Source organism: Staphylococcus sp. HMSC062A01, assembly GCF_001836805.1.
GTDB classification, from domain to species: domain Bacteria; phylum Bacillota; class Bacilli; order Staphylococcales; family Staphylococcaceae; genus Staphylococcus; species Staphylococcus haemolyticus.
Genome location: NZ_KV830599.1, coordinates 136660 through 158924 on the forward strand (window position 1 = coordinate 136660; position 22265 = coordinate 158924).

The 22265-nt window shown below is 31.3% G+C and carries 31 protein-coding genes, 1 other RNA gene, 1 pseudogene and 1 riboswitch; of the genes and pseudogenes, 16 read left to right on the top strand and 17 right to left on the bottom strand.

Annotated features, from left to right (window positions below; all coding sequences use genetic code 11):
• The first annotated feature begins 119 nt into the window (after positions 1-119).
• On the top strand, positions 120-971 hold the full coding sequence (locus HMPREF2715_RS00820; protein WP_053024275.1) for a polyprenyl-phosphate transporter PopT: 852 nt from the start codon (positions 120-122) through the stop codon (positions 969-971).
• 143 nt (positions 972-1114) lie between these two features.
• Here the strand turns inward: HMPREF2715_RS00820 and HMPREF2715_RS00825 are convergent, their stop codons facing one another.
• The gene (locus tag HMPREF2715_RS00825) at positions 1115-1309 is read right to left on the bottom strand and encodes a CsbD family protein (protein WP_011276307.1); all 195 of its coding nucleotides are present in this window, start codon (positions 1307-1309) and stop codon (positions 1115-1117) included.
• 168 nt (positions 1310-1477) lie between these two features.
• Between HMPREF2715_RS00825 and HMPREF2715_RS11975 the strand changes: the two genes are divergently transcribed.
• Positions 1478-1642 carry a hypothetical protein gene (locus HMPREF2715_RS11975; protein ID WP_016931019.1) on the top strand — a complete coding sequence of 55 codons (165 nt, stop codon included), beginning with the start codon at positions 1478-1480 and terminating at the stop codon, positions 1640-1642.
• Between the two features lie 47 nt (positions 1643-1689).
• Here HMPREF2715_RS11975 and HMPREF2715_RS00830 read toward each other — a convergent pair whose 3' ends face one another.
• From HMPREF2715_RS00830 to HMPREF2715_RS00860, 7 genes are all read right to left on the bottom strand, one after another.
• On the bottom strand, positions 1690-2505 hold the full coding sequence (locus tag HMPREF2715_RS00830) for a MetQ/NlpA family ABC transporter substrate-binding protein (RefSeq protein WP_070581521.1): 816 nt from the start codon (positions 2503-2505) through the stop codon (positions 1690-1692).
• A gap of 20 nt (positions 2506-2525) precedes the next feature.
• Complete coding sequence (locus HMPREF2715_RS00835) at positions 2526-3221, bottom strand: methionine ABC transporter permease (RefSeq protein ID WP_011276310.1); 696 nt, start codon at positions 3219-3221, stop codon at positions 2526-2528.
• Entirely contained in the window at positions 3214-4239 is a 1026-nt protein-coding gene (locus HMPREF2715_RS00840) for a methionine ABC transporter ATP-binding protein (RefSeq protein ID WP_070581522.1), read from the bottom strand. Before HMPREF2715_RS00840 ends, HMPREF2715_RS00835 begins: the two co-directional genes overlap by 8 nt.
• An 84-nt stretch (positions 4240-4323) precedes the next feature.
• A riboswitch (SAM riboswitch) is annotated at positions 4324-4429 on the bottom strand.
• Between the two features lie 57 nt (positions 4430-4486).
• Positions 4487-4783 carry a thioredoxin family protein gene (locus HMPREF2715_RS00845; protein WP_011276313.1) on the bottom strand — a complete coding sequence of 99 codons (297 nt, stop codon included), beginning with the start codon at positions 4781-4783 and terminating at the stop codon, positions 4487-4489.
• On the bottom strand, positions 4776-5162 hold the full coding sequence (locus HMPREF2715_RS00850; RefSeq protein ID WP_037537242.1) for a toprim domain-containing protein: 387 nt from the start codon (positions 5160-5162) through the stop codon (positions 4776-4778). Before HMPREF2715_RS00850 ends, HMPREF2715_RS00845 begins: the two co-directional genes overlap by 8 nt.
• Before the next feature lie 191 nt (positions 5163-5353).
• The gene (gene gcvH, locus HMPREF2715_RS00855) at positions 5354-5734 is read right to left on the bottom strand and encodes a glycine cleavage system protein GcvH (RefSeq protein ID WP_011276315.1); all 381 of its coding nucleotides are present in this window, start codon (positions 5732-5734) and stop codon (positions 5354-5356) included.
• Between the two features lie 115 nt (positions 5735-5849).
• The gene (locus HMPREF2715_RS00860; protein ID WP_011276316.1) at positions 5850-6203 is read right to left on the bottom strand and encodes an arsenate reductase family protein; all 354 of its coding nucleotides are present in this window, start codon (positions 6201-6203) and stop codon (positions 5850-5852) included.
• 141 nt (positions 6204-6344) lie between these two features.
• On the opposite strand from HMPREF2715_RS00860, the gene HMPREF2715_RS00865 reads away from it, so the two are divergent.
• Positions 6345-6668: a thioredoxin family protein gene (locus HMPREF2715_RS00865; protein ID WP_011276317.1), complete on the top strand. Its 324-nt coding sequence runs from the start codon at positions 6345-6347 to the stop codon at positions 6666-6668.
• Positions 6669-6838: 170 nt separating this feature from the next.
• Here the strand turns inward: HMPREF2715_RS00865 and HMPREF2715_RS00870 are convergent, their stop codons facing one another.
• Both HMPREF2715_RS00870 and aroD read right to left on the bottom strand, forming a co-directional pair.
• Complete coding sequence (locus tag HMPREF2715_RS00870; protein ID WP_070581524.1) at positions 6839-7378, bottom strand: nitroreductase family protein; 540 nt, start codon at positions 7376-7378, stop codon at positions 6839-6841.
• 70 nt (positions 7379-7448) lie between these two features.
• Entirely contained in the window at positions 7449-8174 is a 726-nt protein-coding gene (gene aroD / locus HMPREF2715_RS00875; protein WP_070581525.1) for a type I 3-dehydroquinate dehydratase, read from the bottom strand.
• A 162-nt stretch (positions 8175-8336) separates the two neighbouring features.
• On the opposite strand from aroD, the gene HMPREF2715_RS00880 reads away from it, so the two are divergent.
• From HMPREF2715_RS00880 to HMPREF2715_RS00890, 3 genes and pseudogenes are all read left to right on the top strand, one after another.
• Positions 8337-8759: an organic hydroperoxide resistance protein gene (locus HMPREF2715_RS00880; protein ID WP_016931015.1), complete on the top strand. Its 423-nt coding sequence runs from the start codon at positions 8337-8339 to the stop codon at positions 8757-8759.
• A gap of 276 nt (positions 8760-9035) precedes the next feature.
• A complete protein-coding gene (locus tag HMPREF2715_RS00885; protein ID WP_070839152.1) occupies positions 9036-9527 on the top strand; it encodes a GNAT family N-acetyltransferase in 492 nt (163 codons plus the stop codon).
• 130 nt (positions 9528-9657) lie between these two features.
• A pseudogene (locus HMPREF2715_RS00890) lies at positions 9658-10274 on the top strand (LysE/ArgO family amino acid transporter).
• A gap of 186 nt (positions 10275-10460) precedes the next feature.
• Here HMPREF2715_RS00890 and HMPREF2715_RS00895 read toward each other — a convergent pair.
• Entirely contained in the window at positions 10461-11069 is a 609-nt protein-coding gene (locus HMPREF2715_RS00895) for a histidine phosphatase family protein (RefSeq protein WP_070581527.1), read from the bottom strand.
• Between the two features lie 227 nt (positions 11070-11296).
• Between HMPREF2715_RS00895 and HMPREF2715_RS00900 the strand changes: the two genes are divergently transcribed.
• Positions 11297-11539, top strand: a complete 243-nt coding sequence (locus HMPREF2715_RS00900; protein ID WP_011276324.1) for a hypothetical protein — start codon at positions 11297-11299, stop codon at positions 11537-11539.
• Here HMPREF2715_RS00900 and HMPREF2715_RS00905 read toward each other — a convergent pair.
• Positions 11531-11734, bottom strand: coding sequence for a sterile alpha motif-like domain-containing protein (locus tag HMPREF2715_RS00905; protein WP_070441713.1), 204 nt, complete (start codon positions 11732-11734; stop codon positions 11531-11533). The genes HMPREF2715_RS00900 and HMPREF2715_RS00905 overlap by 9 nt on opposite strands.
• 550 nt (positions 11735-12284) lie before the next feature.
• Here HMPREF2715_RS00905 and tsaA point away from each other — a divergent pair.
• The 3 genes from tsaA (at position 12285) to lnsA (ending at position 13452) form a co-directional block, all read left to right on the top strand.
• Complete coding sequence (gene tsaA / locus HMPREF2715_RS12175; RefSeq protein WP_070441716.1) at positions 12285-12542, top strand: type II toxin-antitoxin system antitoxin TsaA; 258 nt, start codon at positions 12285-12287, stop codon at positions 12540-12542.
• Positions 12543-12564: 22 nt separating this feature from the next.
• Positions 12565-12753 carry a type II toxin-antitoxin system toxin TsaT gene (gene tsaT / locus HMPREF2715_RS00915; protein ID WP_011276326.1) on the top strand — a complete coding sequence of 63 codons (189 nt, stop codon included), beginning with the start codon at positions 12565-12567 and terminating at the stop codon, positions 12751-12753.
• 141 nt (positions 12754-12894) lie between these two features.
• Entirely contained in the window at positions 12895-13452 is a 558-nt protein-coding gene (gene lnsA / locus HMPREF2715_RS00920) for a lipoprotein N-acylation protein LnsA (protein ID WP_370591732.1), read from the top strand.
• Positions 13453-13498: 46 nt separating this feature from the next.
• Here the strand turns inward: lnsA and HMPREF2715_RS00925 are convergent, their stop codons facing one another.
• Positions 13499-13735, bottom strand: a complete 237-nt coding sequence (locus tag HMPREF2715_RS00925) for a hypothetical protein (protein ID WP_016931008.1) — start codon at positions 13733-13735, stop codon at positions 13499-13501.
• 151 nt (positions 13736-13886) lie between these two features.
• On the opposite strand from HMPREF2715_RS00925, the gene HMPREF2715_RS00930 reads away from it, so the two are divergent.
• Positions 13887-14642 carry a hypothetical protein gene (locus HMPREF2715_RS00930; RefSeq protein WP_306432230.1) on the top strand — a complete coding sequence of 252 codons (756 nt, stop codon included), beginning with the start codon at positions 13887-13889 and terminating at the stop codon, positions 14640-14642.
• Positions 14643-14711: 69 nt separating this feature from the next.
• On the opposite strand, the gene HMPREF2715_RS00935 is transcribed toward HMPREF2715_RS00930, so the two are convergent.
• Positions 14712-15320 (bottom strand): GNAT family N-acetyltransferase, encoded by a 609-nt coding sequence (locus tag HMPREF2715_RS00935; protein WP_053024265.1) that lies wholly within the window; start codon positions 15318-15320, stop codon positions 14712-14714.
• A gap of 136 nt (positions 15321-15456) precedes the next feature.
• On the opposite strand from HMPREF2715_RS00935, the gene HMPREF2715_RS00940 reads away from it, so the two are divergent.
• The 5 genes from HMPREF2715_RS00940 (at position 15457) to HMPREF2715_RS11980 (ending at position 18264) form a co-directional block, all read left to right on the top strand.
• Positions 15457-16203 (top strand): poly-gamma-glutamate hydrolase family protein, encoded by a 747-nt coding sequence (locus tag HMPREF2715_RS00940; protein WP_070581531.1) that lies wholly within the window; start codon positions 15457-15459, stop codon positions 16201-16203.
• Positions 16204-16278: 75 nt separating this feature from the next.
• On the top strand, positions 16279-16566 hold the full coding sequence (locus HMPREF2715_RS00945) for a hypothetical protein (RefSeq protein WP_016931004.1): 288 nt from the start codon (positions 16279-16281) through the stop codon (positions 16564-16566).
• A gap of 239 nt (positions 16567-16805) precedes the next feature.
• Complete coding sequence (locus tag HMPREF2715_RS00950; RefSeq protein ID WP_070581532.1) at positions 16806-17030, top strand: hypothetical protein; 225 nt, start codon at positions 16806-16808, stop codon at positions 17028-17030.
• Positions 17031-17157: 127 nt separating this feature from the next.
• Positions 17158-17889: a hypothetical protein gene (locus HMPREF2715_RS00955; RefSeq protein ID WP_070839158.1), complete on the top strand. Its 732-nt coding sequence runs from the start codon at positions 17158-17160 to the stop codon at positions 17887-17889.
• A gap of 198 nt (positions 17890-18087) precedes the next feature.
• Entirely contained in the window at positions 18088-18264 is a 177-nt protein-coding gene (locus tag HMPREF2715_RS11980) for a hypothetical protein (protein ID WP_176744749.1), read from the top strand.
• A gap of 549 nt (positions 18265-18813) precedes the next feature.
• On the opposite strand, the gene ssrA is transcribed toward HMPREF2715_RS11980, so the two are convergent.
• From ssrA to rnr, 3 genes are all read right to left on the bottom strand, one after another.
• Positions 18814-19175, bottom strand: a transfer-messenger RNA (tmRNA) gene (gene ssrA, locus HMPREF2715_RS00960).
• Between the two features lie 206 nt (positions 19176-19381).
• Positions 19382-19852 carry an SsrA-binding protein SmpB gene (gene smpB / locus HMPREF2715_RS00965; RefSeq protein WP_011276368.1) on the bottom strand — a complete coding sequence of 157 codons (471 nt, stop codon included), beginning with the start codon at positions 19850-19852 and terminating at the stop codon, positions 19382-19384.
• 24 nt (positions 19853-19876) lie between these two features.
• Positions 19877-22255: a ribonuclease R gene (gene rnr, locus HMPREF2715_RS00970; protein WP_070581534.1), complete on the bottom strand. Its 2379-nt coding sequence runs from the start codon at positions 22253-22255 to the stop codon at positions 19877-19879.
• Positions 22256-22265 lie beyond the last annotated feature (10 nt).

A 22265-nucleotide genomic window follows, 5' to 3' on the forward strand; every position in this document is an offset into this window, starting at 1 on the left:
TCCGACACAAATGTTATTAATTTAGCGCGATTTTTATAAAAATTATATTTTTACAAACTGAATATTTTATAATTATTCAAAATTCTGTTATGATGCTATTTAATTGAAAGGAGACATTCATGCAAAATTTTAAATGGATAAATATATTAAAAGGGTTTGGTATGGGAACAAGCGATTTAGTTCCTGGAATAAGTGGAGGAACCATTGCCTTACTATTAGGCATATATGATGGATTCATTTCTTCAATTAGTGGCTTATTCTCAAAACGATTTTGGCCTAGTTTAAAGTTTTTACTTCCTATTTTAATAGGTATGGCTTTAGCTGTCGGTATATTAAGTAATCTAATCAATTATTTATTAGAACATCACCAAGTAATTACTATGTTCTTCTTTACCGGTTTAATTATTGGTATCATCCCTTATTTACTAAGAACTGCGAAATTTAATAAAACGTTTAAAGCAAAACATTATAGCATTATGGTAGTAGGCATTATCATTTTAGTAGTAATTACATTAATGAATTCAAGTAATCAAAGTGCTGATACATCACTAGATTTATCATTCGGTCTTATTATTAAATATTTCTTAGCTGGTGCGTGTGCTTCAAGCGCAATGTTATTACCTGGTATTTCCGGATCGTTTATGCTACTAATATTTGGTGCTTATGGAACAATTATGTTAGCCATTGCTGATTTAGTTAAATTGAATTTCGATGGCCTACCATTATTAATTGTTGTAGGATTAGGTGTATTAGCAGGGTTTTTATTATCAAGTCGTATTATTAAATACTTCTTACATCATCATTTCTATACCACATTCGCATTAATAACTGGATTCGTTATCGGCTCCATATATGCTGTATTCCCTGGTCTTCCTCAAACTGGTATTGAGTGGACACTTTCGATCATCACTTTAATCATTGGATTTGCAGCTAGTTATTGGATTGGTCAAATTACTGATGATAATGTGTAATTAATTTTAAAATATTATATAAATATTTATAATGAAACGGACCCATAAGGTTAATCTAATGGGCCCGTTTTTCTGTTAAATTAAAATTCATTTTAAATTGAAAGCGCAAGTGCTGAGCACTTACGCTTTGTGATATAGACAAATTATTTGTTATCGTTATTACCTTTTACTTTATCGATAAGGTCGTTAGCTTTATTTTTAACGTTTTCAACTGCTTCTTTGGCTTTACCAGAAGCTTTATCGTTTTGACCTTCTTTTTCTAAATCTTTATTGTCAGTTACGTTACCAACAGTTTCTTTTAAGTTACCTTTTGCTTGTTCAAATTTATCTTCAGCCATTTAAAATTCCTCCTTGATTGTCTGTATCTTTACTTAATGATTACATACCCCTATAATCTTATCATTAAACACCTTATTCATAAATTTTATATATTATAGAATATTTTCATTCTATTGAATAATTCTTATATAATGACACTGTAACAATAAAATTAAAGGGGGTATATGATGAAATTTATTAATTTTACCGCTATGACTGAAAGTGGTTTAACTAAAAAAGTAAATCGCTTTTTAGAGGAGAACCCGTATATCGAAGTTATTAAATTTGATTATACAATGGGATCTGGTGGACAAGGCGTCGGTATATTGTATAAGGACAGAAAATCTTTCTAAATAATAGAAACTCCGTAATCAAAATGGTTACGGAGTTTCTTTCATTATTATTTTGCTGGTACAACTGCACCTTTATATTTATCTTTAATGAAATCTTGGATTTCTTTAGATTGTAACACTTCAATTAAAGCTTTAATTTTTTCATCATCTTTATGTCCTTTTTGAACTGCGATTAAGTTAGCATAAGGGTTGTTATTTGGTTTTTCAATAGCAATTGAATCTTTTTGAGGGCTTAAGCCTTGATCAATCGCATAGTTAGAGTTGATGATTGCAGCATCTACATCTTCATTTTGATAGATTTTTGGAAGATATTCTGCTGATTGTTTACTGTTGAATTTAATGTCTTTTTTGTTTTCAGTGATATCTTCGAATTTAACATCTTCGATTTTTACACCTTTTTTAATTTTAATTAATCCTTCATCAACAAAGAATTTTAAGAAACGTCCTTGTTCAGCTGGGTTATTTGATACATAAACTGTTGCACCTTTAGGAAGGTCTTTTAAACTTTTATATTTTTTAGAGTAAACAGCCATTGGTTCTAAGTGAACTTTACCTGCGTCTTCAATTTTGTATCCTTTTTCTTTACTTTCAGTTTTTAAATAAGTTACATGTTGGAAATAGTTAGCATCCAATTCACCTTTATCTAATAATTTGTTTGGCGTAGTGTAATCATTAATTGTTTTAATTTCTAAGTCATAGTCTTTCTTTTTAAGTAAAGGTTTAGCCTTTTCAAGAATTTCAGCGTGAGGTGCTGGAGATGCGCCTACAACAATTTTTTTATCTTTATCCCCACTACCATTACCACAAGCTGCTAAAACGACTGTTAATGTTAATACTAAAAATAAGCTTAAAAGTTTTTTCATTGAATCATTCCTCTTTTCTTTTAGCGTTTGTCAATTTTATTTGTAATCCAATCCCCAATAAATTGAATTATAAATACGATAATTAAAATAAATACAGTTGAAACTAAAATGACATCGTTTTGGTTACGAGTGAAACCTGTTAAGTAAGCTAAGTTACCTAAACCACCTGCACCAATTACACCTGCAATTGCAGTAGAACCAACTAATGCGATTGCTGTTACAGTAATACCTGAAACTAGTGCTGGCATTGCCTCAGGTAGTAATACTTTTCGGACAACTGTCCAAGTACTAGCTCCCATTGACCAAGCCGCTTCGATAACACCTTTATCTATTTCTTTGAAGGCAATTTCTACTAATCTTGCATAGAATGGTGCTGCACCAATAACTAGAGCTGGTAAGGCACCAGTTGGACCACTTATTGTTCCAAGGATCACACTTGTAAATGGAATTAATAACAAGATTAAAATGATAAATGGAATCGCTCGGAATAAGTTAACAATAAATGAAACGATGCTATAAAAGACTCTAGCACCTTTAGAATTACTCTTAGCTGATAAGAATAATAATACTCCTAAAATCAATCCAAAAATAAATGCGAAAATAGTTGAAACTACAGTCATATATAATGTTTCATAAATGGCTTGCCATACTTCAGGCCATTGGACGTTAGGCATTGTAATCATCTCTTTAAAAATATCACCATAAGATTTATCCATGCTTAACCACCTCCACATTTACATGTTGCTGATGTAAATCTTCTTTAAATGTCTCAAACTCTGTTTCAGCAATATGTGGAATATGAACCACCAAGAACCCGACAGAACCACCACGGGTATTTTTTATGTTTGCTTCAAGAATATTTATATCAATGTTATGCGTTTTACTTATGTAAGATACAACTGGTTCAGTCGTATTACCACCATTGAAATTAAGTCTAACAATGTATGCATCTGAATCTAATGGTTCTAGATGTTTGATTGATTCTTCAAAATCATCATCCAAATCATCTTTCACAAATCGTCTTGTAACTTCATGTTGTGGATTTTCAAATACTTGCGTTACTTTACCTTGCTCAATTACACGTCCACTTTCCATAACGGCTACTTCATCACAAACACGTCTGATAACATGCATTTCATGAGTGATAATCACGATTGTAAGGTTTTCACGTTCTTTAATTTTTAGCAGTAGGTCTAAAATCTCATCTGTTGTTTGTGGATCTAATGCGCTTGTAGCTTCGTCACATAAGAGGACGTCAGGTTCATTAGCCAAAGCTCTTGCAATACCCACACGTTGTTTCTGCCCACCTGATAATTCTGATGGATAAGCATTTTCTCTGCCATTTAAACCAACAAGGTTAATTAATTCTTTCGCCCTTTCATTTGCTTTGGTTTTAGAATACCCTGCAATTTCTAGTGGGAACGTGATATTTCGAAGTACTGTTCGTGACCATAATAAATTAAAGTGTTGGAATACCATACTTACTTTTTGTCGTTTTCTTCTTAATTCTGCTTTTGAAAGTTTGTTAATATTATCGCCATCTATAATAATATCGCCAGAAGTAGGTTCTTCTAAATTATTGAACATTCTGATTAACGTACTTTTACCAGCACCAGAGAATCCGATAACTCCGAAAATAGAGCCCGTTTCTATATTTAAGTTAACGTTATCAACTGCTAGTACATCTTTATCTTTAGTGTGATAACGTTTTACAACTTGATTTAACTCAATCACGTTTAGTGCCTCCTTAAAAATCATTATGTAATTAAAAAATGCTTTCTCACTTTAGCAAAGTTGAGAAAGCATTGATTCATCTTTCTCTCATCTTCTAAAGTAATCAACTTTATGTGAATTGGCACCATTTCTATAACTAGACGGTTGCCGGGCTTCATAGGGCACATCCCTCCACCTCTCTTGATAAGAATTTTCGCACTATTTAATTAATTTATATCCTACCATTGCACTATAATTTCGTCAATAATTATTTTAACTTTTCTAACAAATAAGGAACAGATTGAAAAGCATAGATTCTATCTATTTCTATATCTTTATTCATTACTATTAGAACAGGAACTGACATAATTTTGTTACGCTCACTATATTTAGGATGGTAATTCAAATCGATTTTTTTAACGGGTAATTGTAGTATTTCATTCGCAATATCTAGCATTCGCTCTGACATTTTACAAGTACCACACATCGGTGTGTATCCAAAAATTAGATGTTTTTCTTTATTAAAATTCTCACAAATATCTTCTATTTCTACAGATTTACTCATGCATGATTACTAACCTTTCAGTCGTTAAATTAGGAATTAGACGTTTCTCTTTACGAACTGTAAAACCATGTTTACTCAATACATGCGCAAGATAATTCTTTGGGCATCTAGCTACCTCACAAAATGTTTTATCCACATAGATATGTTCACATTCGCTAAGATGACGTTTAAACCATTTTCTTATCTTTTCACCTTCATCATCTGAGTCTGCTAGAACAAAGACTTGCTTATCATATAATGTTTCAATCATGTCATCTAATTTATCAATACTCATTGTACCATGCGTACAAATAATATTTATAGGTTCAGCGATGACTTGTTGTACTCTCTTCTTATCAGATTTGCCTTCAACAATAATAACTTTATTTAAAATTGCCATGATAATCCACCTTCTAAGTCGATAATAAACAATCAGTTACTTTTTCACAGAACGCTAATAGATTAAACATTATTTACGATTACTTAACATTTTATATCAACAAAGTATAAATTTTAAAATTTGTTGATTAATATTTACAAAAAATAGGCAAAATAAAAACTCCATGACCGCAATCAAGGAGTTTAAATTAATTATTCACCAATCATTTCTTTGTATTGATCAGCTGATAATAAATCATCTAATTGGCTTTCATCGCTAAGTTCAACTTTAACCATCCATGCTTTCTCATATGGTGATTCGTTAACAAACTCAGGACTATCTTCTAATTCTTCATTTGATTCAACAACTTTACCAGATACTGGCGCATATAATTCAGAAACAGTTTTAACTGATTCTACACTACCAAAAGTATCCCCTTCGTTGATTTCGTCATCAACTTCTGGTAATTCAACGAATACGATATCACCTAATTCACCTTGTGCGTATTCAGTAATACCAATTGTTACTGTGTTGCCTTCAACTTTTACCCATTCATGTTCTTTAGAATATTTTAATTCGCTCGGTACTGCCACGAGAATCCCCTCCTAAAATTAATTACAATTTAATGATGCCATACCGTAAGTTTTCATTCAACTATTAAAACAAAAAGTTACAATAATTTATATAATTAGAATTTGTAATTTTAAACTATAACCAAATTTCTTTGTATTGATCTTCTTTAAATCCTAATGTGATATTATCTCCAGCAATAGCTAATGGTCGTTTAACTAACATGCCATCTGAAGCTAATAAATTTAATTTTTCATCAGTTGATAAATCTTTTAATTTATCTTTTAACCCTAGTTCTTTATATTTAGCACCATGGGTATTAAATAATTTATTAACCTCTACACCTGTTTTATCGATAATTTCTTCAAACTCTTTTTTAGTTGGTGTGTGTTGTACAATATCAATTGGTTCGTAACTTACGCCATGTGTATCTAAAAATTTTGCGGCTTTTTTACAAGTTGTGCAATTTGAATATTGATAAAATTTAATCATTCAGATGTAACCTCCTATTCTGTCTTAATTTAAATATATCAGATAATCTATGTAAACGCTCTATATTTTAAGCTTAATTTTTCAATTAAAGGAAATTATTCGTTATAATACATTTAGTAATTATCTAAAGGAGCGTTTATTATGCAAAGTATTAATACAACTGATGCGTTTAAATCAACAATTGAAAGCGATAAACCAGTTATCGTAAAATTTGAAGCTGGTTGGTGTCCTGATTGTAAATCTATGGACATGTGGATTGATCCAATCGTCGAAAAATATAATGACTATGATTGGTATACTGTTAACCGTGATGAACTCGAAGATGTAGCTGCAGATAATGATGTAATGGGTATTCCTAGCTTATTAGTATTTGAAAATGGCAATAAACTTGCGCATTTACACTCTGCTAATGCTAAATCACCTGAACAAGTAGAATCATTCTTATCAGAAACATTTAATAAATAGGATATAGAATAGTTATCTAATTTGAAAAATTAATTTGATGATACTAGTCTGGCATAGATGACTAGAACTGAATAAAGTTTGTTATAGATGCTTTCTCAGTTCTGTTAGCTATGCCCGTGTAATAATAAAGACGGTTGAGACATTTATTTGTCCAGCCGTCTTTATTAATTCTAGTATTTTGAAATTAAATGTTTGTTTTTACGCAGTGCTTTTGGTGGCACTTCTTCTAAATCTGTTAGGTAAAGGAAACCTGCAATGACTTCATCTCCATGAACGCCAAATACCTTACGAACTTTTGGTTCAAAAATGTATGGTGGTGTCTTCCAACATGTACCAATTCCTTGTTCATGTAATAGCAGCATTAAGTTTTGAGCATACGCACCCATTGCAAAAAAGTTTTCACGATTTTGTCGTTGTCTTGGGTCAGTTTTAAGTACTAACACTAACATACCACCAAGATTAGTCACATTATTATAATGATCTTCTTGTTTCTCAGGATGATTTGGAAATGCAAAATGCGTTACATCTCTGCTCATTTCACCTAATCTATCTTTGGCTATATGGATAATTCTCCATGGTTCTCGCATGCCATGGTTTGGAGCATCTGCAGCTTTTTCAATCGCTTGATAAAGCTTATCATCATCTATTGTCATATCATGTTTGAATTTCTTTATACTTCTTCTTGAAGCAATTGCCTCTTGTAATTCCACAATTATCGCTCCTTATTGTTGATAACTCTTCTCAATTATAAAACCTTTACCTCTTAATTTCAAATGTATTTTAATGATTACTATAAAATAATAGTTGTTGTTTTAAAGTTTTAACATGTATTTGTCCAGGCGCTTGGGGCTCACCTAAACATCCATAGGATACAGTGCCTCCAAACACACCTTGAGCTGTTCTACTAACTAAGCCAACACTAGACATAGAAATACCAATCACCTTAGCATCAAGAGTGTCGGCACTTGTTGCTACCGCTTCAAGCAATGTAGCTACGTCTTCTTTGTCTTGTGGCATGACAGCTATTTTGACATAATCAGGGTTTAATTGATTCATTTTATAATATGTCAATTTTAAAATATCTATATCAGGTGTTTCTTGAAAATTATGATAAGATACAACAACTTGTTTATTATATCGATGTGCTAGATCAATTAAATCACGATGCGTGAAAACATCAAGATCACTATCCCATTCAATATCGATCATTTGGCAATGATGATTTTTAATAATTTCTTTTAATAATGTCATGTATGCTTCATATGTCATTTCACCTTTACCGCCTTGTGAGACCGTGCGATACGTTACCAAGACGTTAGCGTTTATATTTAATTCTTGTAGTTGTTCTAAATTGGATTTAAGCAATTCAAGATGTCGACTTTCCCATTGGTCAATTCGTAATTCGATTATATCAATATCATTACTATATTCTTTGATATTATTTATTGTTAATGTATCCAGTAATTGATTGGGAGCAACTGTGGCAGCCACTTCAACATTCGTCATAATGATCCCTTCTTCCTCAATTTAACTTGTATTTATTTTAAACTATTGGCCGTCTTTCTCCAACCTTGAGTAACTTACTTTTCAATAAAATTAATATTCAATGATTTAAAATTATGTAAATGGGTAAATAATAAATGCATACAAATTTAGGAGGTAATAATAATGGCAGTTCAATATGAAACAAAAGCTACTAACGTTGGTGGACGTAAAGGACATGTAAACACTGACGATAATGCAATAAACGTAGATGTATTACCACCACAACAAGCGGACGGAAACGCAACTAACCCTGAGCAATTATTTGCTGCTGGTTACGCTTCATGTTTCAATGGTGCGTTCGATCTTATTTTAAAACAAAATAAAGTACGTGACGCTGAACCAGAAGTTACTTTAACTGTTCGCCTTGAAGACGATCCTGATGCGGAAAGCCCAAAATTAAGCGTAGCGATTGATGCTAAAGTTAAAAATGTATTGTCTCAAGAAGACGCTGAAAAATATTTACAAGATGCACACGAATTCTGCCCATATTCTAAAGCAACTCGTGGTAACATCGATGTTGATTTAAATGTTCAAGTAGTAGATTAAATTTATATATAAAATAAATATGTGATTATTTTTAATCATATACTAATTATTAGACACAAAAATCTTTTCACGGATTTTTGTGTCTTCTTTTTTTGTGAATTTTTTAAATTTAAGTTATTCTATAAATACAGTAAATAATTAACTTTATAAAACATTTATACATATTAAAACTCAAATAGTTTTTTATAAAATCATTTATATACCAAGTTTTTTGATTTTAACCTATTATATATATAAGTAAGAAACATTAAACTATGACAGTTATGGGAGGACATGATGACTAATATTCGTATACTAAATCAAAATGATTTAGACCATTATACTCAACTCTTATTCAGCAACACGCACACTTATTCGTGGGACAAAGCCTATTTAGAAAATCTTTCAAACGATGATCTTAAACAAATGCTATCCGATGAAGATGAATTTTGTAATATTATCGGTGCTTTTAAAGATGATAAACTCGTAGCATGTGTTACTTTGCGTCAATTAAAGCAAGTTGGAAGTTCGCACAAAGCTATGATAGAGAATTTATTTTTACTTGATAAAAAAGATGAAAGTACGATTTTAAATTTAATGCAATTTGCTATAGATCACGCTAAATCTCGCAATATTGAAAAATTGATGACTTGCGTAACTTCTAATAACATTAGTGGCAAAATCTTTTTCTCATCTATAGGATTTGAAACTTTGGGTCTCGAATCGAAGTCTTCAAAAATTGGTGACGAATATTTCGATGTTCATTGGCTGTTGTATGATATCGTTTAATCCCCTATTTTAACTATACTATTAAAAATTTTTCTCCAGACATTTAATTTATAGCCACTATAATAATTGATATATTCTAAATTTTCAGATTTTGTAAAATTTAAAAATACTTAAGTCTAAGGGGATAAAATTGTTACAAGCTATTTTTCATGGAGTATTGTTAGCTATAGGCTTAATACTACCATTAGGCGCTCAAAACATATTTGTTTTTTACCAAGGCGCTAACCAAACGAAATTTAGGCGTGCACTTCCTGCTGTTATTACAGCTGGTTTATGTGATTCTTTACTCATCATACTAGCAGTGGTTGGCGTGTCCCTTATACTTATGTCATTTCCAATACTTCAAATGATTGTTTACATAATAGGATTAGTATTTCTACTTTATATGGCGTGGGCATTGTGGCATGAACAAAGTAGTGATATTGATTTGCAGGTGGCATCTCACCTGCAAATCAAATAAGCTTCGCACTTTCTGTTTCATCACTTAATCCTCATGCAATTATGGATACCATTGGCGTAATAGGTACAAGCGCTTCTGCCTATGGTGGTTCAGAAAAGGTAGCCTTCACTGTTGCGACAATTAGCGTTTCATGGCTATGGTTTATCTTTCTATCTATTGCTGGTCGTACTGTAGGTCATTTTGATAAATCAGATCATCTATTGATCTTACTAAATAAAATTTCAAGTATTATTATCTTAATTGTTGCATTAATGATACTTCAAAAAATTTATCAACTCATATTTTAAAGGTGATTTTCTAAACATTAGTAGCAGGCTAGAACTTAAAATAACTTATCATAAGTGTTTTTGGTTCTAGCCATTTATGTTTTGAAGATTTAAACAGCAAAAAACCTCTACAAGTAATTGATCTTGTAGAGAATGTTGAGTTAATATTTTATTTTTTTACTTGTGTCTATCTATATTTGCTATATTTTAATTTTCATGTTTAGTAATTTCTCCGTTTTCTGGATCAATTTTTTCAATAAACTGAAATTCATTATTTCTATATTCAAATTTTAGAATATGACAATTGCCAATAAAGTAATTAATTGCATCTGTATCTCCAATAACTTTTCTTAAAAATACGTCAATCGTAGTTCCATGACTTACAACTAAATTCGAATCACTATCTGATGTACGCATTATTTCAGTTAATGTACCTATAAAACGTTCTTCTACTTCATTTTTAGACTCTCCGTCAAACACTACTAAACGATCCCCAAAAGCATCTGTAATATCATAATTTGCATTTAATAAATCATTACTTTCGCCTTCTAAAATACCAAAATGCCATTCTTTGAGTCCCTTTAAACGGTTATAGTCTTGGTTTGGTGCGACGCATTCCAATGTATCACATGCGCGTTCAGAGCTCGATGAATATAAATTTCCAAATGAAATATTATGTTCGTTAAAATATTGACCAGCTTGTTTGGCTTGAGAGGTTCCTAAACTTGTTAAAGGAGAGTCACTTGCCCCCTGCACCTTACCTCGTAAATTAAACATTGTTTGTCCATGTCTCATTAAATAAAGTGTTTTTAACATTGTATACACCTCAAACTTAGTTTTTGTTTCAAATTACTGACATTAATTGAACGCTTTTATTTGTTATTAACCGTTCCTAAGTACAATTGTATTTTCGAGTAATAGTATACATTAATTTTTTAATTTTCAAAAACAAGAACATAGAAAAAATTTATAAAGTGGTTTGAGTCCCGTCATGGTGGGTATAAAATATTATAAGATTCACAATTCTAAAAGGAGTGTCTTTCATGAGCGACCATAATCAATATAATTATGTTAATCCAAATAAGCTCTCGTTAGATTGGGAATGTTTAATCATAAGTAAAACAGATATGTTATTAGATGGTGTTCCAAAAGAATTAATTAATTCTTGGATGGACAGAAATATTATTGAGCCTTTTTCAATAAAAGATAATGAAATTAACTTTAAAACTAAAGATGTGTGGAATGCGCTAAACACCCAAAATTGGTATTACGCTCACTCAAATTAATTTATATAGACTTATTGCTCTATTAGTACTTTCAATAAGTTGATGATCGACGTAGTTAGACATAACATACGATCTAATAGCTTTGTTATTTCGTTCATGTTTTGGAAACTCACAGTCGTTTTCAATATATTGAGCTAAACTTCCTAGAGGTGTATCATCGTTTATAAACCCAATTACAAAATCATAGAATGTCATAGTTCCCCTCCTCAGTTTAATTAATCTCTCTTAAAATATTTCATTATTAATATTGTCTAAACATATAAGATAACTCAACTTTAATATGTAATTAGCAACTTTTGCTTGTTTCTAGTATATAACTCATTGCATTAAATATACTGTTTAAGATTATTAAATCATTTACCCAATAATTAATCACTAAATTTGTTATTTATTAAGATGGTAACTTGTCGTAATTGTTACAATATGGTGAAGAAATCGAAGTTCATTTGTTTAGTTACGTAGCTTCATGCAAAAATGAAAATAAATATTAAAACATTCATCAAAAGTTATAAGGGATGTTGTGTCAGCCGCTTCATTAAGTCGGTTGGCATTTTTGTATATAAAGAAGATTAAATATAAGTTTGATATTTATTATTGCTCACTTTTACAATATTAGCAACTAAATTTTTGACAAATTCTAATATTAAGATAAAAACATACAATTACTTTGATTAACTCATTTTACCGGTATACAATAAATGATATGATTATGTAAAGTTTTACTATTTAATAAGAGGTGACACCCATGAATAATAATAAAATTTTTTGGATAAATATTTTTATTACGCTATTATTTTTGGGTTTCAATATCATTGTTACTTACAATGCAGACTTAGATGATTTCTTCTGGCTAATTCCAGGACTTACAATTAGTGGTATTACAATTGTACTAAGCTTAAGTACTGCGCTCATTTGCAAGAACCTGGTTAGCGAAGTTATTTTTCTAATCAATATTGCTATGCTTTTATACTACATTTATCCTATAGTATATACATTTTTTTAATATAAATTTAGGAGGCTTACACATGAGTTTGCATTTAACTATATTGTTATGGCTTGGTATCATTTTTGTAATAGCAGCCTCAATTATATTGGGCTTATTACTTAAATCTAAAAAAGAAGAACGTAAAGAATCATATTTAGGTTTTACCGTAATATTTTATATTTTTGGATTTGCTTTACTCATCTACGTATTCATATTTGGTATATTATAGCGTAGAATTAAAGAACAAAATGACACTGTTATTTTTGTTCTTTTTTATTTATATCTATATGTAATATTCATTAATAACTCATCAAATATGATTTGTTAATTTCTAAGGAGTATCAAAGTGAAATATTCAATTTCTCCATTTATAAAAATATTATTTGTTACACTGATAATTCTTATAACTTTTCCAACACATTTATTAGCTTATACGAGTAACTCTAATCCACTCTCACCAACTGAAGATGATTTTGATTTACAGCCAGGTGATATTATACTTACTAAGGGCCCAGTTTTATATGGTTTCTTTGGTCATTCTAGTATCGCACTTGATCACGATACCGTTTTACAAATAGAAGGCCCTGGGGACAAACCTATTACAGAGTCGTTCCATTCTTTCAAACAACGATTTGGTGAAGGCAAAGATGATTGGATTAAAATCTATCGTTGTTCTATGCCTGGAGCTGGAGAGAGAGCCGCTAAATGGGCTGAAGAACACTATAAAGATACAGATAAGACATATCTAGTCACTTTAAATCTTAAAAGTGAAAGATTTACATACTGTACTAAGATTATTTATCAAGCTTATAAATATGGCGTAAGTAAAAATTCAATTAACGAACATGGCTTACTCATCATTTCTCCATACGCGCTTGTAGATAATTTCACGAAAGATTATCAACTCAAATTAGTTAAACAATACTAAATATCCATAGTAAAAAGAGTAGCTTTGAAATAGTTACTCTTTTTCGTTAGACAGTTTCCTTGAAATAATTTATGAAATGCTCATTTTCTTCTAATAAATCAATATAAGAAATAGAGCTAAACGGGATAATACGCGTACAATTTTTTAAAGGATAGATAATAATTTCATTTTCATAATCTAGATGAATATCATTTTCTAACACCATTTTTTTAGAACCCACTACAATCGCAATTGCTTTAAAATCATTATTATCAAAGTACTTTTTTAATAATTTTTTATCCATGTTATCTCACATCCTATTCACTTCATATTTACCACTATTTTGTAAAATAACAATGAAATTACCTTATAATTTATGTAAATATATCTTTTAAAATATTTTCAAACATTTACTAGTCATTTCATTATAAAATAGTATTATATTAAATTTAGGAGTGACTATATTGAAAAAAGTTTTATTTACATTATTATTAGGTCTTTTTATATTAACTGGTTGTAGTTTTTCGAATGAAGATAAGGAAGAAGATCATTCTAAATCTAAATCTTCCTCACAGAATAAAAAAGAGAATGAAAATACTATAAAGAAAAATGATCAACATTCTAATTCTAAGTCATCAAAATATGATGCAGAAAGCGATGATGAATCTACTGATCAAAACAATGAAGACAGTTCTTCCAACGAACAGCAATCCACTTCTAATTCGAATTCTCAGAATGCAAAGCAAATCGATATTCACAATATAACTGACCGTGCCACATTAGAAGCAGTTATTAACAGCAACGATTACTCTGAAATAGATAAAATTGCTGCATATAATAGTGCAGTTGCAAATGGTGTTATTCCACAAGGTAATGTAATGGAAGGCCCTGCAAGTGAAGCTTATGCAAGTTCACTACGCGTGGAAAGTGGTCAAGAAAAATCTGTTTATGATCAGTCTAACCAGTCTTCAGAAGAAGAAAACATAGACGATCCAAATGCAGAAATCAACGCTGCAACTAATGAGGATGAATACGTAGATGCTTTGAGAAAAAAATATAACGGCGGTTTATCTTCTGGAGAGATTCAAACTAAGCATGCAATTGAACAAGGCTATTATGATGGTGATGATGCTGAAGAAGTTTATCAAACAATACAACAACGAGAACAAGATATAGCTAACGGTAAATACGATAAATATAAGAATAATTAATAAAGTTCATTGGACTTAGAGAGAGGCAAGCTATCACATGTTAAATATGTGATGTGACTATGCCTCTCTCTATTTTACTTCTTTTCTCATTTGATATAGATAATACGGTTTTCTATTAATTTCTCCAACAATTTCAAATCCCATTTTTTGATATAGTTTCAATGCTACATCATTATCTTGTACTACTGTTAATGAAAGTTTACTGAAGCCTGATTCTTTAGCTTTTTGTTCAGCAAAATTTAATAATTGTTGCCCTACTCCTTTTCCCCTTGCATTAGGCATAGTCGCTAGCATACTAATATGGTATTCATCTTCATTACCCTCGTCCATCGTAACAAGTGAATAAAAGGACTTCGGATGTGAGATGATTGATAAGAAAGGTTTCAACTTATTCATTGAAATAATTTGAAGTACTGTTGGCGTCATCGCTCTATCAATCTGTTTTAAAGGATTGCACGTAATAGCTCCAAGCACTTGATTATCATCAAGAGCTACAAATGACATATCATGACTAAAGCGATTCGCACGATTATTCCAAAGTTGTTGTAAGTCACCAATAATTTCATTATCACTTGACTTACCTAATATAATTTTAGCCATGTCATCTATTGCCGAGTAAATTAACTGACCCCCTTCATTATGGTGAGGCTTCGCTGATTGAATTGTTATTTTCGTCACTTTCATTCCTCCTTATTTCAATTTTTTACTTATTTTTCTAAATTAAACAATATTTGAGGTTATCAGTAATATAATTTATAATATAAAAGTTAAATTACACATTTTTATTATTACAATCAATATAAAGGAAGGTCATATGAGAAAAAGAAAAAACTGGTATTCTAAATTATATTATATTTTTATTTCTGTCTTAATTATTACTATTATAGCTATTGCATTTATACTTTATAAAACACGTGAAGATAAACAAAATCGTTCATTAGATTATTATTCAAATTTCGAAGAGCTAAAAGAAAACACAACAGAAGGTAAAGATTGGCGTATTAAAACGAAAAATCGTAAAGATAATCACATGCTTGTCACAGCGATACATGGCGGAGGTATTGAACCAGGTACAACTGAACTTGCACGTCGTGTGGCCAATATAGGTGAATATGATTTTTACACATTCGAAGGATTAATGCCAAAGCATAACGAACGCTTGCATATCACTTCAACTGTGTTTGATGAACCGACACTATTAAAAATGTTAGACCACTCAGATGAGACAATATCCATTCATGGCTATTCTGGTGAAGACCCTATTGTTTACGTTGGCGGTAAGGATAAAAAATTAGCGAAATCTATCACAAAATCATTAAAAAATAGAGGTTTCACTGTTCAAAAGAGCCCTAAAGGTATTGAAGCGACATCATCATCTAATATTATTAATAGAAGTGATAATGATTCAGGCGTTCAACTTGAATTAACTACTGGACAAAGAGCATTATTCTTTAAGGATAAAAAATTAGATCAAAATACAAGAAAGAACCCAGACAATTACACACATACATTTTACAAATTCGCTAAAGCAGTTAATAAAGGCATTGAAGATGCACAGTAGTTTATTAACCCCTACACTACGTTTTCAATCATATTTAATTTGGGTATAACATATTATAGTGAGGGGGAACATGTCATGTTAGATTCATTAACTCAAGAACAAAAATATACGATAGCTAAATTTTATAAATTATACATGGAACGTTCTAATGAAGGGCAATCTGAAAGTGAAGCGAATTATTTTGGAGATAGTATAAAAGCACAAGATGATTATTTCTGTGATCGTGAATACGATGATTTTTTAGAGAATTGTAAAGTTCTAATCGATCATGGTTATCTTGAAGGACAACTTACAGCAGATAGAATTGATGACATTAGCGTTACTAACAAAGCTTTTACAGAAATAGAGCAAAGTTTTAAATAGTTAAACTACTGGGCCTAGGGCATAAGTAAAATAATGATGCTATTTTGCAATTTCGTAGTAGCTGACTGAACTGAAAAGGTGCTTAAATTATGCTTTTTCATTTCAAGTCATCCTTGCGGGCGGATCCCCAGCAAAGAGAATTTCCCTAAGAAATTCTACAATCGAACCAAGCTGGAAGTGGAACGAATTAAAAAATTCTGTCCTACTTCCAGTTTTATTTTTACGAAAAAGGTGAATATATGACTAACTGGAAAATAGATAATCAATCACAAAGACATTTGATGATTCAAGAACATGCGAATGAAATATCTATTGTTGAACCTTATCATAATGGATCTTTCAAAATATTAGCTGAAATTAACTTAAGTCAAACATCAAACGAAGCACAACTTAACGATGAAAACTTATATGTATCTGTAAGTAAAGAGCATAAAGAGATTAGCATTTTCGATAAGGTGAAATAGCTTGATTAATTATACGTTTACACTACTGTTTTTAAATAGTAATTAGATGTTAATTACAAGGTAATATGTATTATATTATATGTGTAATACAATACAATTAATGATGTAAATTTAATGGAGGTAGCGTATGGAGAAACTGTTGTTCTATACAGGCACGGTATTACTAATTATTGCGATTATATTAATCTTGTTCGCTATTTTGGCAGTATTTAAAAATAAGAATTATTTTAAATATTTTGCGATGGCTATTACGATTATTCTACTAAGTATGCTTGCTTTAGGCATTCATAAAATGATTGAAAGTAATAATCCAACTGAAAATCAAGCAACTCAATCTAAAGATAAGCAACCTAAAGAGGATAAATCATCTAATGATAAAAAGAAAAAAGACAAAAAAGATGACGACAAAGATGATAATAATGTTACTCAAGAAGAACAAAATCGTTCTGAAGAAACATCAACTAATGAAGAATTAAATACTCAAGAACAACAAAGCTCACAACAAGAGCAACCAACAACTGAAGAATCAAATAACGAAGCACCTTCTACTCAACAAGATACTACACAAGATAATACTGTAAACAATCAAAATAATATTTCTTCTAATAATAATCAAAATGCGAATCAAGCAAACGACACAAATCAAAACTATAATCAAAGTAATAGAAATAGTAATGACAATGATGATAATAGCGGTTCAAACGGAAATATCTCTACAGAGGATAGTTCAAGTACTGATAATCAGTCTAATGAAAATCAAACACAGACATATTCAGAAAATAGCTCCGCTGAACAATCTGACAATGGCGAAGCAACAACTGAGACTAATACAGATGAATCAAATATTAGTGCAAACTAATTAGTGTAATCAATATATAAATTAATTAATACAATTACTTTTACCGGGATAATCAACTTTTCGACTTATCCCGGTATTTTTTAATTTAAATTATCAAATATTATTAACTGTTGAATTTTTAGAAAAGTGTGACATACTTATAGTAATAATATTTATATCAATTAGATATTAAATATAATTAAATAAAGGGTGACACTTATGAAGAAAGTAGCTTTTGTACTACTCTCAAGTTTTTTACTATTAGGGGCATGTGGTAACAATGATGATTCAGTAGATAATGTTAAGAAAAGTACTCACAAAAAAGACAACCCTAAGGTTCACAAAGATAAAGGCGAATCAGATCGTATAGATGGTAAAAAAATCAACGATAACTAATAGCAAAACAAGCATTTACATGCTTCTTTAATTGAAACGTAAATGCTTGTTTTTTCTATCAATATTACTGACGCAACAAATTTATTAATCCACCTTCTGTCACTTATTATAATAAATATTTAACGAATCCAAATACTTTTCTATCTAAACCATTACTTGTATAAAAAGAATGAGCATTTTTTCTTTCTTCCTTTATACCACTATTCAGGGTAAGTACTTTACTTCCCAATGTACATACTAAACTCTCGCCTTTATTAAGTAAAAAATGAGCCATAACCTTTTTTCAATAATTAGAATTAATGACAAATGCTAAAACCCTCATATATTCTCCACTTTTAAAAAAAACAATATTTTACACATACCACTTAAGCCATTAATTTTATTATCTTTCAACTATAATAACAAATAATAATCATCGCGTTGATTTAAATTTTTCAGTCTATCTTTTAATTCCTATTTATTATAGAGCCATTTTTTGTATGGCAATTTTGGGGCAATACTGTGGCAACAAAAACAAAAAGCCCACAACCACAAAGGTTATAGGCTACATTATGGAGACGGCGGGATTCGAACCCGCGTCCAGAGGTCCTGATACACATCTTTCTACGTGTGTAGTCTATTGATGAATTTCGCATAATAGTAAGCAACAGACAACCAGTATTATGCTAGTTTGATTAAATTTCATCTAAACAGACTTCAAACGGCAGTGTTTAGCATATCCTACTAGGGTTGAATCGCGTTAACAGCACGTAGGAGATGCTGTTAGGCGATGCAGAGTGCTATTACGCAGCTACTGCGAAATTATTGTTTGATTTGTCAGTTATATTTACTGAAATGTGTTGATGTCGGAGACAGCCCTCCGACACGCTTAATGTGCTCGAGGGACCCCTGTCGAATCCAAAAACGCCCCCGTAATAAAATTTATAAATCATTACAATACGTAGTGACTGACTGAACTAAGAAAGCAATATATAAAGCAATTCTTAGTTCTAGTCATTCATACTAAAGTAAAATAACACAATCGAAAGAATCCTACTTCACTCTCTATCTAACGTATTTTTTAATTCACAACATCAGTTATCATACCAAATAGCACCCGATTAATCAACAAACATGCTTAATAACGGTCTTTGATTGCACGATCAACATCACGTTTCATTGCTTTATCTTTTAAAGCTTGACGTTTATCATGTATTTTCTTACCACGTGCTACGCCTAATAAGACTTTACATTGACCATGTTTTAAATAAAGTTTTAATGGAATAAGTGAATAGCCAATTTCTCTCGTACGTTCCCCAAGTTTAATAATTTCCTTCTTATGAAGTAATAACTTTCTAGAACGTAAAGGGTCATGATTGAAACGGTTACCTTCCTCATAAGGTGCAATGTGCATATTATTAATGAACATCTCGCCACGTTTAACTTGAGCATAGCTATCTTTCAAATTGGCACTACCTCGACGAATAGATTTAATCTCTGTTCCCTTTAAAGCAATACCTGCTTCAATTGTATCTTCAATATTATAATCATGTCTGGCTTTACGGTTTTCAGCTAGTGTACCGGGTGATTTCGTTTTCTTCTTAGCCATTAATCTGTGTCACCTCTTTGCTGATTATTTTTTCTTACGACGTGATTTTTTCTTCACACTTTTATCTTTATAGAATGGTTTGTGATTCGTTTTACCTTGTTTATCACGACTACGTTGGTTTTTACCTTTTCGTTGCTTACGTTTTTTCTTCTTGCCTTTATGATCATCATCTTTTGATTTATCTAAAGACTTGCCACGTGTTTTAGCTTGAATCGTTTTACCTCTCGATGGTCGTTGACTTCGATTATTTTTTGGCAATGGCATACCAACAATTTGGAAATCAATCATTCGTTCATCTACATCGACATGTGTGACTTTCACTGTAACTTGATCGCCTATACGGAATACTTTTGCTTGGCGCTCACCAATAAGTGCCATTTGGCGTTCATCAAATTGATAATAATCATCTGTCATATTTGAAATATGAACCATACCTTCAATTGTGTTAGGTAGTTCGATAAACATACCAAAATTTGCAACAGAGCTTACAATACCTTCAAATTCATCACCGATATGTTGAATCATATACTCAGCTTTTTTCAATTCATCAGTATCTCGTTCTGCTTCAATTGCACGACGTTCACGTTGAGATGTGTGCTCAGCTAATTCAGGTAATTTATCTTCCCATTTGTGTAATTCTTTGTTATTCATTGAATTATCGATAAGATATTTTCGAATTAAACGATGAACTGTTAAGTCCGGATAACGTCTAATAGGTGATGTAAAATGTGTATAGTATTCCGCTGATAAACCGAAGTGACCTAAGTTTGTATCATCATAATGTGCTTGTTGCATTGAACGTAACATCATTGTTGATATAACCATTTGTTCAGAGCGACCTTCAACTTCTTCTTGGATAGATTGTAATGTTGAAGGATGAATATCCTCCCCCGTACCTTTAATCATAATTCCAAAGTTTGTAATAAAGTCGAAGAACTGTCTTAAACGATCTGATTTAGGTTGTTCGTGAACACGGTAAATGAAAGGAACTTCAAGTTTATTGAAATGTTCTGCCACCGTTTCGTTAGCAGCTAACATAAATGATTCAATTAAACGTTCACCTTCGCCTCGCTCACGTAAAACCACATCAGTTGGTAAGCCTTCGTTATTCACTAACACTTTAGCTTCACTTATGTCAAAGTCAATTTCACCACGACGTTTACGCATTTGGATTAAACGATTTGATAAATCTTGTGCTAAATCAAGCATTGGTGTAATTTCTTGATACTGCTTACGTACGTCAGGGGCCTTTTCAGTTATAATTTGATTAACTGCATCATATGTCATTCTGTAATTAGAATGGATTACACTATCAAAAATGTCATGATTAACCACTTCGCCTCGTTCATTGATTTCCATGCGACAACTTAGTGTTAAGCGATCGACTTCTGGGTTCAATGAACAAATACCATTACTCAAACGGTGTGGAATCATTGGAATAACACGGTCTACTAAATAAACACTTGTCGCTCTATCGTAAGCTTCTTTATCAAGTTCTGAGTCTTCTTTAACATAGTAGCTAACATCCGCAATACTTACAGTTAATTCAGTGTGACCATTTTTTAATTTTTTTACACTAATAGCATCGTCTAAGTCTTTTGCGTCTGCACCATCAATGGTAATCGTTAACTCGTCACGTAAGTCTGTACGACCTTTAATTTCATCAGGCTTAATCTCTTCAGGAACCGCTTCGGCTTCTTTCAATACATTATCAGGGAATTCGATTTCGATACCGTGCTGATAAATGATTGATAAGATATCTACTCCTGGGTCATTTTTATGGCCTAGAATCGCAGATATATGTCCTTCAGGATTATCTGTACTATCTGCATACTTCGTAATTTGAACGAGTACTTTATGACCATCTACCGCACCAAGACTTTGACCTTTCGGTATGAAAATGTCTTGCATAATACGTTTATCATCTGGGATAACAAAGCCAAAATGTTTCGCTTCACTATAGGTACCGACTACTTGAGTGACAGAATGTTTCTCGATTGATTTAACTTCGCCTTCAATTTTACCTTTATGCTCACCTTTAGACTTCTGTATTTCTACAATAACTATATCACCATCTAATGCACGATTAATCTTCGTTGGTGGAATAAAGATATCATCCATATCTTCTAGTTCAGGACGTAGGAATGCAAAGCCCTTCTTATTTTGACTTAACGTCCCTTTAATTAACTTAGAATTTGAACTTTTATGCGAATGTTTGCGTTGGTATCTATCTGTTTTAGTTCGTTCAACTAAACCTGCTTGTTCAAGTTCTACTAGCACCTTTATTAAATCTCTAAATGAGTCGGCACTATTAAGACCTAAAGCATCTTGAAAATCAGATACCGACATCGGTTCGTAATCAGGTTGCTTTATGATTTCTTCAATGGATTGCTTTAAATTCATCATGCCCCTC